This is a genomic window from Marinitoga piezophila KA3, from assembly GCF_000255135.1.
Lineage (GTDB): Bacteria > Thermotogota > Thermotogae > Petrotogales > Petrotogaceae > Marinitoga > Marinitoga piezophila.
This window is the reverse complement of record NC_016751.1, coordinates 595,785-608,860: the sequence shown is the minus strand read 5'-3', so window position 1 is coordinate 608,860 and position 13,076 is coordinate 595,785. Positions and strand designations below refer to the sequence as shown.

The following is a 13,076-nucleotide window of genomic DNA, read 5'->3' as shown; positions in this document are numbered from 1 at the left end:
GCTTTTAGTTTTTTATTAGTCTAATTTTTCCTTTCCAGGATCTCTGAATTTATAACCTTTTCCTCTAACTGTAATTATGTATTTTGGATTTGAAGGATCTTCTTCGATTTTTGTTCTTAATCTTCTTATATGTACGTCAACTGTTCTTGTGTCTCCAAAATAGTCATAACCCCATAATTTATCCAATAATACATCTCTGCTGAATACTTTTCCTTCGTTTTTAGCGAGGAAGGTCAATAATTCAAATTCAAGAGGTGTTAATTCAACAGGGTTACCTCTAATAAGAACTTCATATCTTTCTGTATCAATTTCAAGATCCTTTGCAATAATCTTCTTTGGACCTTCTTCTTTTATTTGCATTGCCTGTTGTTGTCTTCTGAAAATTGATTTAATTCTTGCAATTAATTCTCTTACGTTAAAAGGTTTTGTTACGTAGTCATCACTTCCAAGTTCAAGTCCAGCAACTTTATCAGCTGGATCATCTTTTGCACTTAAAATAAGAACAGGTGCATTTTTGAATTTTTCATTGCTCTTTATTGTTCTTATGAAATCAAATCCATCCATTGAACCAGGTAACATAATATCAACTATGAAAAAGTCTACATCCTTTTCTTCTATTACCTTTACTGCTTCATCTGCATCTGAAGCTAATACAACATCATAACCTTCCTTTGTTAAATTAAAATTCAGCATTTCGGAAATTGCTGGATCATCTTCAATGATCATAATAACCTTTTTACCCATTTTAATTTCCTCCCTTCGAATATTGAAAATTTACATTAATTTTGTTGATTTGTCGTTTGTTCTTCTTTTTAAAGCTTTGCTGTTGACTATTACACGTTTAAATTCTACTTCTGCAATTTTTTCCATTTCATCAAAAACTTCTACAAAGAATTTTATCTTATTTCCCTTTACATATACAATCTTTATTTTCATATATACTTTAAAACCATATGGTGTTGGAGCGATATGATTTATTTTAGCCGAGGATACAACCATTACATGTTCAGGAATTAAAGGACTGACTATTTCTGTAGAAGCCCTAAAAACCTCTTCTAATAATGCTGTTGTTGATAATAGATGAAAATCTTTAAACTCTTCTTTTTCAGACCATAAGAAGCTTTCATCATTAACGGAAAAAGAGTAGTTAAATTCTTTCCCCTCTAATTCCTTAACTTCTTTCCAGATCACCTCCATCGTTTTCCACCCCCTCGGAATCTTCAATAGGTGAATCTTCATTTTTGGAATTTGATACACCCAATAACTCGTTTAATTCTTCACCGCTTAATGTTTCCTTTTCAAGCAATATTGCAGCAATAGAATCAAGTTTATCTCTATTGTCAGATAAAATCTTTTTTGCTTTTTCATAAGACTCTATAATAATTCTTTTTACTTCATTGTCTATTTCGCTAGCGGTTTCTTCACTGTAGTTTTTCATTTTTGCTAATTCTTTACCAAGGAATACTTCTTCTTCTTCAGCACCCCAGGCTACTGGACCAAGTCTTTCACTCATTCCAAATTTTAAAACCATAATTCTTGCATATTCTGTAGCTTTCTGGAGATCATTTGCTGCTCCGCTTGTTATTTGATTAAATACAAGTTCTTCTGCAGCTCTTCCGCCTAAAATACCTGTTATTCTATCCAATATCTCTTCTTTTGTCATTAAATATCTATCTTCAAGAGGTAATTGCAATGTAAAACCTAAAGCCTGATGACCTCTTGGAACTATTGTAACCTTATGGACTGGATCTGCATTTGGCAATAATGCACCAACTATAGCATGACCTAATTCATGATAGGCAATAATCTTTCTGGTTTTTTCAGATATTACCCTGCTTTTTCTTGCTGGACCTGCAATTATTCTATCAATAGCCTCTTCCATTTCTTCCATTTCAATAATCTTTTTACCCTTTCTTGCAGAAAGTAATGCCGCTTCATTAATAAGATTTTCAAGATCTGCACCTGAAAATCCTGGAGTTCTTCTTGCAAGTACATCAACATCAATATCTGGAGAAATAGGTTTTCCTCTCATATGTATTTTTAATATTTGAGCTCTTCCTTTTACATCAGGCATATCAAGGACAACTTTTTTATCAAATCTTCCAGGTCTTAATAATGCCTTATCTAAAATATCCGGTCTGTTTGTAGCAGCCATTATAATTATACCTGATCTTGGATCAAAACCGTCCATTTCAACAAGTAATTGGTTAAGTGTCTGTTCTCTTTCATCGTGGCCGCCACCAAGTCCTGCGCCTCTTTGACGACCGACGGCATCTATTTCATCAATAAATATAATTGCTGGAGCATTAGCTTTAGCCTGAGAGAATAAATCCCTAACTCTTGCAGCACCAACACCAACAAATAATTCAACAAAATCGGAACCACTTATATAAAAGAACGGTACCTTTGCTTCACCAGCTACTGCTCTTGCTACAAGAGTTTTACCGGTACCTGGAGGTCCAACAAGCAAAATTCCCTTTGGCATTCTTGCTCCAAGTTTGTTAAATGATTGTGGATTTTTTAAAAACTTTACTATATCCTGTAATTCTTCTTTTGCTTCGTCAACACCAGCAACATCATCAAATGTAACTCTTTCCTTTTCTGGATCATATTTTCTTGCAGGACTTTTTGTAAAGTTCATTCCCTGTGGTCCTCTACCGGTAAGAGGTCTTAACATTATCATCCACAGGAATATTAGTATTACAAATGGAACTACATAGCTTAAAATTCCATATATCCATCCAGAAGTTACATCCTGTTTGAAATCAACTTCCACTTTATTTTGAATAAGCTTATCTATAAAATCAGTATCTTTTAAAACAACCGGAGCAAAAAGTTCATAATTTTGACCATCAATAGTTTTTATTTTTACTTTACCTGTATCTTCAACAATTACCTTTGAAACTTTATGGTTATCAACGAGATCTAAAAACTGTGTGTAACTAATAGTAAGATTTGTTGTATCAACTGACATACCTTTTATAATAAAGAATATAATCAGACCAATTACTAAATATACAGAAATAATTCCTATATGCTTTTTGAAATTTTTTCCATCATTATTCTTATTTTCCGCCAAGAGAATTTACCTCCTTTGATATCTCTAACTTATCTTTATTCTTTATTATTATTAATCCGTTGATTTTTCTTTTTCCTTTTGATTTCATTTTTAATAATTTTTCTGTTTCTTCTTTTGAAGGTGGTAACTTGTTTAATTTTAAAAAAATAAGCCTTAGAATTTCATTGTCAATAAAGTCATTTTCTAAAGAAAGAATGTAAATGTTTTCTTTTATTTCAACTCGCGAATTAAAGATATTTTCTACGAAATTCCTGTATTCCCATGTTATTTCAGCAAATCTAAATATTGCATTTTCGTATTCTTCATTTATTTCTTTGAAATAAGGAAGGATTTTATGCCTTATTTTATTTCGGGTATATTTTGTATCAAAATTCGACTGATCAATTACATAGTTAACATTGTTAATTGTAACATATTTTTCGAGATTTTCAAAATTTAAAATTAATATCGGGCGTGTAACATTTTCGTTTATGGGAAGCAATCCTCCAATGCCATATATTCCTGTACCTTTTATCAGTCTATAAACCACAGTTTCGCTTAAATCTCTGGAATAATGAGCTATAGCTATTTTATTATATTTTTCTTTTTTTAAAATTTCCCTAAAATAATTATATCTTAAAGTTCTTGCAGCTTCTTCAATGCCAATTTTATGCGTTTTTGCATAGTTTTTAACATCTTCTTTTTTAGAATAAAATGTAATTTTTCTTTTTAATACTTCACTTTTTACAAAATCTTCTTCAGAATCTGCTTCTTTTCTGAGCGAATGATTAAAGTGCGCAACTCCTATCTCTATTTTCAAAATATCTTTTAATTTATCCATTATATCAAGCATTACCATTGAATCACGTCCGCCGGAAACCCCTAATAATACCCTATCTCCCGGAGAATACATATTATATTTTCTAATAAATTTTAATACTTTAAATTCAATTTTCATAAAATCACTCCATTTCAAAATTAATTATAACATAAAATTAACTCAGGAAAATGATATACAAAAAAGAATTATTATAATGAAAAAAACAAAAAAATCTCCTGTTTTAATACAGGAGATTCTGGAGCCGGTGAAGGGAATCGAACCCCCAACCTACTCATTACGAATGAGCCGCTCTACCGTTGAGCTACACCGGCAAGAATATTGACGAAATAATTATATATTTTAAAGATGATTTTGTCAAGTATTTATGCTTAAAAAACATAAATATGGTATAATTATATAGAAATAACATTTTTTTTGAATGGAGGCATGAAGATGGGATTCGAAAAACATAAAATCTACGATCCTACAGGATTAAGTAGAAAGGTTTTAAATAAATTTTTATTTGAATATGTAGATACCCCTAAAAATACGGTTATAAGAATTTCCGATAAGCAGATGGAATGTGAGATGCCCTACATTTTGATAAAAGATAAAGAAATACAGTTAATTAATGATGAAAGGTTTCCGAAATCAATTCCAAATTCTGAAAAGGCATTTCAACTTCTCTTATTGAGTATGTTATCTGATTCATTTGAGGAAGCTCCATTTGAACTTTTATATTTGCTTGAAGAAAAAAGAAAAGAGGTTGCAGAGTTTATAAAAAATTTAATAGTACTTCTTGAAGTTGAAGATAAAAAGACAAGTATGAGTCATACACAACGTGTAGCATTTTATTCAAAAAAATGGGCGGAATATATGAAAAAAGATCCTGAAGAAATTGAATTAATATATGATGTAGCTATGTTACACGATGTAGGAAGAATTGGTATTGAACAATTAATGCTATTTTCAAAAACAAGGGTTTTTGATTTAGAACAATGGGATTTAGAACATACAGTAGCAGGTTCTGTATTTTTAGGAAATAGAAAAGAACTCTGGTATGCCATGGATGTAGTAAGATCTCACCATGAGTTCTGGAATGGAACAGGATTTCCAGATCACCTAAAAGGTGAAGAAATTCCATATCATGCACGTTTAATAGGAATTGTTGATTGGTTTGATTGGGCCACTCACACAGCAACTTCTGAACATTTTGGAATTTTATCTCCGGAAGAAGCTTTAAATTATATTGAGTTTAATCTTGGAAAGAAGTTTGATCCAAATCTTGGACAATCATTTATAGATTTTATGAAAGATTTTCTTAAGACAGAAAAATTTATTTAAGTATTAAATATCCCCCATTTTCAAAAAGATGGGGGATATTTTTGTTAAAAAATGGGGGGATATAATGAAAATACTTATAATTGAAGATGAAAAAAGCATTCTTGATCTTATTAAAATGAATCTTATTTTAGAAGATTTTGAAGTTATTTCCTCAGAAAGAGGAGAAGATGGGATAAATTTGTTTAAAAGCGAAATGCCAGATCTTGTTATATTGGATTTAATGCTTCCTGATATTGATGGATTTGAGGTTTTAAAAAAGTTGCAAAATATGGATTATAATATTCCAATTATTATTTTAACTGCTAAAAATAATCAAAATGATAAATTATTAGGTCTGGAATTAGGGGCGGATGATTATATTACAAAACCATTTGACAGCAAAGAATTGATATTAAGAATAAGAAATATATTAAAAAGAATAAAAAAATCAAGATTTTCTAATGATGATAAAACAGCTCTTAATGTGAGGAATAAAATTTTAATTTATCCTGATGAAAGAAAGGTATTAATAGATTCAAAGGAAATATATTTTACAAAGAAAGAATTTGAATTATTCTATTTGCTTGTAAAAAATACAAACAAAGTTTTATCAAGAAATGCTATATTGGAAAAAATCTGGGGGTTTGATTCATCTATAGACACAAGAGCTGTAGATATGACTGTTCAAAGAATAAGAAAGAAGATAGGCAAATGTGGATATTTAATAAAATCTTTATATGGAGTTGGTTATAAATTTGAAATTTCAAATGAAGAATAGCATTAGAAATGAGATATTATTTTTGAATATTTCTCTCACATTTACCATATTATTAATTATATTTTTTGTTATTCTGAATATTTTTCAGAATAACATTCTGGATAATGTAATAAAAAAAATGATAAAAAATAGTCAGGAATCACAGATATATATAATGGATACATTAAAAAATTTCAGTTTTGAAGATGTATATTTTCAACTTGAAGAACTCTCGCCATTTCTTGCCGATTATATCTCTAATAAATACAATCTTCGGGTTCAATTGTATAATAACAAAAAAAGACTGTTATTTGATACTGCTTTTTCAAATAAAAAGTATTTTGTTTATCAGGATATACATTATGCATCAAATAATATGAAAAATTATATAATAAAAAAATATGGAAAAGAAAAAATTCTTTTCTTTTCCTCACCCATATTATTTAAAAATGAGGTAATAGGGGTTATCAGATTTATATATCCAATGAATAATGAATTTAGAATAATAAATTCTATAGCTAGAAAGCTTATATTTCTTGATTTCATAGCTATAATTTTTGTTATATTATTGAATTATTATTTTTCTAACAGTATAGTAAGGCCAATAAAAAAATTAAAGTTAGAAACAGAAAAAATAGCAAATGGTAATTTTGACTCAAGAATATATATAAAAAGCAATGATGAAATAAATTCACTTGTTAATTCATTTAATAAAATGGCAGAAAACCTTGAAAAATATATATATTCTTTGAAAGAAGAAAAAGAAAAACAAAAAATGTTTATAGATAACGTAACTCATGAATTAAAAACACCCATAACCTCTATATTAGGACATGCTGAATTAGTAAAAAGATTAAAAAACAAAGAAGATATAAATAAATCCTTAGATTATATCCTTTCAGAAGGACATAGACTTTTAGATATGGTAGAAGAAGTATTATATCTTTCTAAAATAAACAAAAATTCATTTGATTTTGAATTTTCATTTATAAGAATCGAGGAACTTATAAATGATGTTATCTCTTTATTGAATCCAAGATTTAAAAAGTTTGGTATTAAAATAATAAAAAATTTTGAAGAAGAATTATTATGTATAGATTATCTCAAGATAAAAGAGGTTTTATTAAATATTCTGGATAATTCAATTAAACATAGTAAATGTACAGAAATATTTATCTCATCTTATAAAGAGTTAAATTATTATTGTCTGGTAATATCAGATAATGGAATTGGTATCGATGAAAAAATAAAAAAAGAAATTTTTCAGCCATTTATTTCGTCAAAAGGGAAAAACAGCTTTGGTCTCGGACTGACAATTTCAAAAGAGATTATGGCAAAGCATAATGGTGAAATTCAAATGGAGTCTTCGAATACCGGAACAAAAATAGTATTAAAGTTTCCGCTTGATAAAAAGAGGTGCAAAGATAATGAATAAAACCATAAAAAAATATATAATAATATTTTTATTTATAACGATTTTTATAGGTTTTTGGGGAGTTATTTCATTAAATAGAGTATTTGATAAAGTTTATTTTATAAATGATTCAAATGAAGTATTAAAAAAATATATGTCTTCAACACCAATAAAAATAACGTTTAAGATTGATTATTTGCCTCAATGTGAGATTACAGAGCCGGAGATTATTTTAAATGTATGGCGAAGAATTTCAGAACTTCCTGTATATAAATATATAGAAAGTTCTAATAATCCTAATTTGACAATAATTGGAAGTATCTTTTTTCTCGATGGTTCAAAAAAAGATTTTTTGGTTAATAAAGACCTTAAAATTGGAAAATATATATATGGTTCAGATGAAGATATAGAATTCTTTAAGGAGATATTGAAAGAAAAATTATTCAACATTTCAAATATTTCAAAATTACTTTTTGACAATAGGGCTAAAATAATTTTTTTTGATAAATTAAATGGTGCTTTAATAAATGATGAGAAGCTAATAATGGAAATATATAATACAATAAATACATCGCTTCAAATATATTCTTCAGAAAAGATAGGGAAAATTCTTCAAAATAAAAAAAATTCCATATATAAAGTAAAAGTTATTTTTGACAATATAGATGTTATAACCTTTGAAATATTTGATGCAGAGACTTTTGCTGTATATTATATGGACAAATTTTTGTATCTCAGAAAAGGAAACATATTAAAGGTATTGGAATTTGGGAGTAAAGAATAGTATGATATAATAAAATGTTAAAAAGAAATAATTAGAGGTGATAGTCTTGAAAATAGCTATAACAGGAGTTACTGGTTCTATTGGCACTCAAACGCTTGAAGTTTTGGAATTTCTTAAAAATAAAGGGTTTGATTTTGAAATTGTTGGAGTAAGTGCAGGTTCAAACGATAAAAAATTAATTGAAATAATAAAGAAGTGGAATCCAAAATATGCTGCAATTGAAAAAAAGGAACTATCGGAGAAAATTGAAAATACGAATGTATTTTCTGGCAATGGAGCAACATTGAAAATGCTTAAAAATTCAAAACCTGATTTTACTATTGTTGCAACTGGTGGTGCAGCCGGGATACGCCATACATTAAAAGCAATTGAAGTTTCAAAAAGAATAGGCCTTGCAAATAAAGAATCAATAGTATGTGGTGGAAATATGCTCTTAAATTATGCAAAAGAGCATAATACTGAAATAATACCTGTTGACAGTGAACATAGCGCGCTTTTTCAATTAAAAAACGGTGATGATATTCCATATAAATTAATAATAACAGCATCAGGTGGTGCATTAAGGGATGTTCCGCTGGAAGAATTAGAGAACGTAACAGTTGAAGATGTGTTAAATCATCCTGTATGGTCAATGGGGAAAAGGATTACAATTGATTCAGCAACAATGGTTAATAAGGGATTAGAAGTAATAGAAGCATATTATCTTTTTGGAATAAAGAATATAGATGTTGTAATAAATAGAAATAGTCACATTCATAGCATAATTGCATATAAAGATGGGGTTATGAAATTTCATTACGGTATTCCAGATATGAAAATACCTATTGCATATTCAATTACATATCCAAAAAGAATATTTGAATATAAATTGCCAGATATAACCTTAGAACCTGTAAAGTTTGAAAAGGTGGATTATAATAGATATCCGGCATTAAAACTTGCTTTTGAAATTTTAGGGAATCAAAAGCTTCAGATAACTTTTAATGCAGCCGATGAAATTGCAGTTAAATTATTTCTCGAAAGAAAGATTAAATATACAGACATCTATAAAATTGTAAAGAACAGTGTTGATTATTTTGAAAAGCAAAATATAGTTTTAAATGACTTTGAGGATATTATTAATCTTGATAGAGAAGTTAGGATATACGCTGAAAAAATATTTTCTTAATTTGTGGAGGGGATTTAAATGACCCGATATGATTTTATTTCAAAACATTATGATACATTTTTAAGAAGCCTTGAAAGAAATACATTGGATATGTTCAGACAAAGATTTGTACCGATGATAAAAGGATATACACTCGATCTTGCAGTTGGAACCGGGAATAATATAAAATATTATCCTGAAAATTCAAAAGTTGTTTTAATAGATAAAAGTGTTAAAATGCTGGAAATTGCAAAACAAAAGTCTTTAGATAGAAAAGATCTGGATCTGAAATTTATAAACACATCTGTTGAAAATATGCCTTTTGAAGATGAGACATTTGATACTATATTATCTATAGACGTATTTTGTTCGGTAAAAAATCCATTTAATTCTATGTTGGAGGTTAAACGAGTTTTGAAAAACGGTGGAACCGGGATATTTGTTGAACATGGATTAACAGGAAATATTTTAAAGGATTTTATGTTATATCTTACAACGCTTATTACCTATCCGCTTGCAGGTTCTTCGATGGTTAGAAAACCTCTTGACTATATTAAGCATGCTGAATTTCAAATAAAGGAATATGGATATCTTAAAGGTTCTTTTTATTATTTTATTGTAAGGAAGGAGTTTTAAAATGAAATATGAAATAGTATATTTTGATTTAGATCATACGTTATTGGATTTTCCAAAATCTGAAAGATACGCATTATTTGAAGTGTTAAAATCTTTAAATGTTGAACCTAAAGAAGAATTTATAGAAATATATGTACCTATAAATGAAAAATGGTGGAAATTATTTTCTGAAGGGAAATATCCTAAAGAAGTGATTATAGTAGAAAGATTTAAAGAATTTTTTAAAGAAGCGGGCATAAATAAAGATGTGGATTTTCAAAAAATTTCTAATTTATATCTTGAAAACCTTTCAAAAGCCGGTTTTTTCTTTGATGGAGCTGAGGAATTTCTATTTAAGTTAAGAGAAATGGGACAAAGAATGGCAGCAATTACAAATGGTGTTGAAAAGGTTCAACAGGGAAGAAGCAAAATTTTAAAATTAGATCGTTTTTTTGAATTTGTCTTAACTTCTGAAAAAGCTGGAAAACCAAAACCTGACCCCATTATTTTTTATAAAGCTGCAGAAATTTCTGGTGTTCCAATTGAAAAATCAATATATATTGGTGATAATCCTGATTCTGATTATCTGGGAGCCAAAAACGCCGGAATGGATTTTATACTATATGATCCAGAAGATATTCATCAGGATTTACAATGCAAAAGAGTAAGAAATTATGAAGAAATATTAAGGGAGTTATTATAAAAAATCCTGCACATAGAAGTGCAGGATTTTTTATAATAATATCCAACACTCTCGCAAATTTCATCAGGATTTATTTTTTTAATATTTGACACACCTGCATCAATAATATATAGAACTATGCTGAGACACTAGTTTGAACCTACTGACCTGTATTTTTCAGTAAAGATTTGAAATAATATTATTCCTGTTAAAAATAAAATTATAGCCAGTAGTGTTGAAATACATAAATAATTTATTTTCACATTTTTATTCAGTATGAAAGAAATTGGTAAATAGGATATATAAGCATATGGAATAAAATAGGTTAGTATTACCTGGATAAATTTATCGAAAAAACTTAATGGATATTTTGCAAATCCTGTTATAAGCGTTAAAAATGATGCTGGTGATTGCCTTGTTTTCATCACAAAACTAAATGAAGTTAGAATTATTGTCAATCCAAAAAGTATTAAAAATCCTGTTATTATATTCCAAAACATTAAAAATAAAGATAATATATTTAATTTTACATGTATCATTATCCCAAATATTATTGTAAGCGCTATATTGAAAATTAATGGAATTAATCTATAGAGAGATATATTTTCAAATATTAAAAGGCTTAATGTATTAAATGGATATGCAAGTAATTTATCAAATTTTCCGCGATGAATATACATATATGGCAATGTGAATAATCCACCGCTGAATATATAATATATATCCAGTATTATACTGGTATAAGAAAACAAAAACAATAATTCATACTGACTCCAGCCATTAATGATTATATCGTTTTTATATACAGTAAATATCAAAATTAAATTCATTAATTGAAATACAAGCGTTTGCAGGGAAGATATATATACCATATTTTTAGCTCTTTTTAACTTCCTAAATTTTATTTTTATATATTCCATAAATATTGTTGTATAATATCTTATTTCGCTATCCATTTATATACAACCTCTCTCCTATATGATTATGTATCCACTTTACAATAATATATAAGATTACTATCCAGAATATTTGAATTCCTATAATCCTGAAAAATATATTTTTATTAAAAGATATAAAAAGTATTATTGGTTCATATGCCATATATCTAAATGGTAAAATACTGGCTATTTTTTGCAACCATAAAGGAAAGAAATTTAACGGTATTAAAAAACCGGAGAATATTGAATATATCATTGTATATATATGCTTTACCATAAGGCCATAAGTATTTGAAAAACTTATAATACCATTTTTCCATTATAATAATCATTTTTAATTGAGGCATGTACTTCTGTAAAGGTCAATTGTGAAATCAGAAAATTTATAATAAAGTATTGTAAAAGATTTTCTTTTGTAAATCCGTTTATTACTTGTTTTTTAGCATAAAAAAGATTGGAAAACAAAGCGTACTGAATAAAGACCATTGTTACATTCATTATCAGCATCATTATATATTCCTGTGTATATAAAAAATATCGCTTTAATTCTATTTTGAAATTTTCAAAATAATAATTAAAATTGGCCATATTTTTCACTTTCCTTTTTTGTGATTGAAATTATTATATCTTCAAGTTTTTTATTTGTCATTTCATTTATTCTCACCACATTATAATTCTTAAAGCAATAATTTATAAATTCAATATGGACATTATGATTATTTGATACAAAAGATATTTTATTATCGCTTGTTTTAAACTCAAGGAATTTATCTTTAAAATCTAAAAAGTTATTTATATCAATCTTCTTATCAAATTCAATCATAAATGATTCCGGTATTTTATAATTTTGTTTTAATTTTTCAACCTCACCTGAATATATTTTCTTTCCTTTATCTATTAAAATTAATTTTGTATTTACCTTTTCCACCCAGCTTATATCATGCGTGGTTATAAAGAATGTGGTTTTATTTTTCTCATTATGTTCCTTTATAAATTCGAATATTATCTCTTTTGATAATATATCAACCCCTATTGTTGGCTCATCAAGATATACAATTTCAGGTTCATGAATTAAAGCACATATCATATCAGATTTTACTCTCTCACCAAGAGATAAAAACTTTGCAGGTTTATTCAGTACATGTGTGATATTTAACTTTTCGGCCATATATTTTATCCGTTCATCTGATACTTTTTCAGGGACTTTATATAATTTCCCCACCAATTTAAGCGATTCTATAACTGGAATGTCCCATATTAAATGGGACTTGTTACCTATACTTATTCCGATTCTTTTCAAATATTCTTTTTTATATTTTTTCTTTAATTCATTATTGTTTATTAATATTTTTCCATCATCTGGTTTTAATATTCCAAGCAATAATTTTATTGTTGTTGATTTCCCAGCTCCATTTGGCCCGAGATAAAAACAGATATCTCCCTTTTCTATTTCAAATGAAATTCCTTTAAGTGCTGTTACCGCCTTATCTTTTTTTAACTTATATTCTTTTACAACATTTTCAAATTTTATCATTTTT

Annotated in this window: 14 protein-coding genes and 1 tRNA gene; 7 read left to right on the top strand and 8 right to left on the bottom strand. The window is 27.7% G+C overall.

Annotation, left to right across the window (positions count from 1 at the left end; genetic code table 11):
* Nucleotides 1–15: 15 nt before the first annotated feature.
* The 5 genes from MARPI_RS02985 to MARPI_RS02965 form a co-directional block, all read right to left on the bottom strand.
* Nucleotides 16–744 carry a response regulator transcription factor gene (locus MARPI_RS02985; protein ID WP_014296118.1) on the bottom strand — a complete coding sequence of 243 codons (729 nt, stop codon included), beginning with the start codon at nucleotides 742–744 and terminating at the stop codon, nucleotides 16–18.
* Nucleotides 745–774: 30 nt separating this feature from the next.
* The gene (locus MARPI_RS02980) at nucleotides 775–1,197 is read right to left on the bottom strand and encodes a thioesterase family protein (protein WP_014296117.1); all 423 of its coding nucleotides are present in this window, start codon (nucleotides 1,195–1,197) and stop codon (nucleotides 775–777) included.
* Nucleotides 1,172–3,079: an ATP-dependent zinc metalloprotease FtsH gene (gene ftsH / locus MARPI_RS02975; protein WP_014296116.1), complete on the bottom strand. Its 1,908-nt coding sequence runs from the start codon at nucleotides 3,077–3,079 to the stop codon at nucleotides 1,172–1,174. Before ftsH ends, MARPI_RS02980 begins: the two co-directional genes overlap by 26 nt.
* Complete coding sequence (gene tilS / locus MARPI_RS02970; protein WP_014296115.1) at nucleotides 3,066–4,016, bottom strand: tRNA lysidine(34) synthetase TilS; 951 nt, start codon at nucleotides 4,014–4,016, stop codon at nucleotides 3,066–3,068. The genes ftsH and tilS overlap by 14 nt, the downstream gene beginning before the upstream one ends.
* A 119-nt stretch (nucleotides 4,017–4,135) precedes the next feature.
* Nucleotides 4,136–4,210: transfer RNA gene (locus MARPI_RS02965), tRNA-Thr, on the bottom strand.
* A 121-nt stretch (nucleotides 4,211–4,331) separates the two neighbouring features.
* On the opposite strand from MARPI_RS02965, the gene MARPI_RS10630 reads away from it, so the two are divergent.
* The 7 genes from MARPI_RS10630 to MARPI_RS02930 all read left to right on the top strand — a co-directional run bounded on the left by MARPI_RS10630 (nucleotide 4,332) and on the right by MARPI_RS02930 (nucleotide 10,621).
* Nucleotides 4,332–5,222, top strand: coding sequence for an HD-GYP domain-containing protein (locus tag MARPI_RS10630; RefSeq protein WP_014296114.1), 891 nt, complete (start codon nucleotides 4,332–4,334; stop codon nucleotides 5,220–5,222).
* A gap of 64 nt (nucleotides 5,223–5,286) precedes the next feature.
* Nucleotides 5,287–5,979: a response regulator transcription factor gene (locus tag MARPI_RS02955; RefSeq protein WP_014296113.1), complete on the top strand. Its 693-nt coding sequence runs from the start codon at nucleotides 5,287–5,289 to the stop codon at nucleotides 5,977–5,979.
* Nucleotides 5,957–7,393, top strand: coding sequence for a sensor histidine kinase (locus MARPI_RS02950; protein WP_050899150.1), 1,437 nt, complete (start codon nucleotides 5,957–5,959; stop codon nucleotides 7,391–7,393). Before MARPI_RS02955 ends, MARPI_RS02950 begins: the two co-directional genes overlap by 23 nt.
* Nucleotides 7,386–8,156, top strand: coding sequence for a DUF3919 family protein (locus tag MARPI_RS02945; protein ID WP_014296111.1), 771 nt, complete (start codon nucleotides 7,386–7,388; stop codon nucleotides 8,154–8,156). The genes MARPI_RS02950 and MARPI_RS02945 overlap by 8 nt, the downstream gene beginning before the upstream one ends.
* Nucleotides 8,157–8,193: 37 nt before the next feature.
* Nucleotides 8,194–9,324 carry a 1-deoxy-D-xylulose-5-phosphate reductoisomerase gene (gene dxr, locus MARPI_RS02940; protein WP_238528149.1) on the top strand — a complete coding sequence of 377 codons (1,131 nt, stop codon included), beginning with the start codon at nucleotides 8,194–8,196 and terminating at the stop codon, nucleotides 9,322–9,324.
* A gap of 18 nt (nucleotides 9,325–9,342) precedes the next feature.
* Nucleotides 9,343–9,939, top strand: a complete 597-nt coding sequence (locus MARPI_RS02935) for a class I SAM-dependent methyltransferase (protein ID WP_014296109.1) — start codon at nucleotides 9,343–9,345, stop codon at nucleotides 9,937–9,939.
* 1 nt (nucleotide 9,940) lies between these two features.
* Nucleotides 9,941–10,621 carry a YjjG family noncanonical pyrimidine nucleotidase gene (locus MARPI_RS02930; RefSeq protein WP_014296108.1) on the top strand — a complete coding sequence of 227 codons (681 nt, stop codon included), beginning with the start codon at nucleotides 9,941–9,943 and terminating at the stop codon, nucleotides 10,619–10,621.
* A gap of 128 nt (nucleotides 10,622–10,749) precedes the next feature.
* Here MARPI_RS02930 and MARPI_RS02925 read toward each other — a convergent pair whose 3' ends face one another.
* The 3 genes from MARPI_RS02925 to MARPI_RS02910 form a co-directional block, all read right to left on the bottom strand.
* Nucleotides 10,750–11,556 (bottom strand): ABC transporter permease, encoded by an 807-nt coding sequence (locus MARPI_RS02925; RefSeq protein WP_014296107.1) that lies wholly within the window; start codon nucleotides 11,554–11,556, stop codon nucleotides 10,750–10,752.
* A 282-nt stretch (nucleotides 11,557–11,838) separates the two neighbouring features.
* Complete coding sequence (locus MARPI_RS02915; RefSeq protein ID WP_014296106.1) at nucleotides 11,839–12,126, bottom strand: hypothetical protein; 288 nt, start codon at nucleotides 12,124–12,126, stop codon at nucleotides 11,839–11,841.
* Entirely contained in the window at nucleotides 12,113–13,072 is a 960-nt protein-coding gene (locus MARPI_RS02910; protein ID WP_014296105.1) for an ATP-binding cassette domain-containing protein, read from the bottom strand. Before MARPI_RS02910 ends, MARPI_RS02915 begins: the two co-directional genes overlap by 14 nt.
* Nucleotides 13,073–13,076: the final 4 nt, after the last annotated feature.

Coding starts and splice junctions, on each gene's coding strand:
- MARPI_RS02985 (WP_014296118.1), bottom strand. CDS start 744: ATGGGTAAAAAGGTTATTATGATCATTGAAGATGATCCAGCAATTTCC.
- MARPI_RS02980 (WP_014296117.1), bottom strand. CDS start 1,197: ATGGAGGTGATCTGGAAAGAAGTTAAGGAATTAGAGGGGAAAGAATTT.
- tilS (WP_014296115.1), bottom strand. CDS start 4,016: ATGAAAATTGAATTTAAAGTATTAAAATTTATTAGAAAATATAATATG.
- MARPI_RS10630 (WP_014296114.1), top strand. CDS start 4,332: ATGGGATTCGAAAAACATAAAATCTACGATCCTACAGGATTAAGTAGA.
- MARPI_RS02955 (WP_014296113.1), top strand. CDS start 5,287: ATGAAAATACTTATAATTGAAGATGAAAAAAGCATTCTTGATCTTATT.
- MARPI_RS02945 (WP_014296111.1), top strand. CDS start 7,386: ATGAATAAAACCATAAAAAAATATATAATAATATTTTTATTTATAACG.
- MARPI_RS02935 (WP_014296109.1), top strand. CDS start 9,343: ATGACCCGATATGATTTTATTTCAAAACATTATGATACATTTTTAAGA.
- MARPI_RS02930 (WP_014296108.1), top strand. CDS start 9,941: ATGAAATATGAAATAGTATATTTTGATTTAGATCATACGTTATTGGAT.
- MARPI_RS02925 (WP_014296107.1), bottom strand. CDS start 11,556: ATGGATAGCGAAATAAGATATTATACAACAATATTTATGGAATATATA.
- MARPI_RS02915 (WP_014296106.1), bottom strand. CDS start 12,126: ATGGCCAATTTTAATTATTATTTTGAAAATTTCAAAATAGAATTAAAG.
- MARPI_RS02910 (WP_014296105.1), bottom strand. CDS start 13,072: ATGATAAAATTTGAAAATGTTGTAAAAGAATATAAGTTAAAAAAAGAT.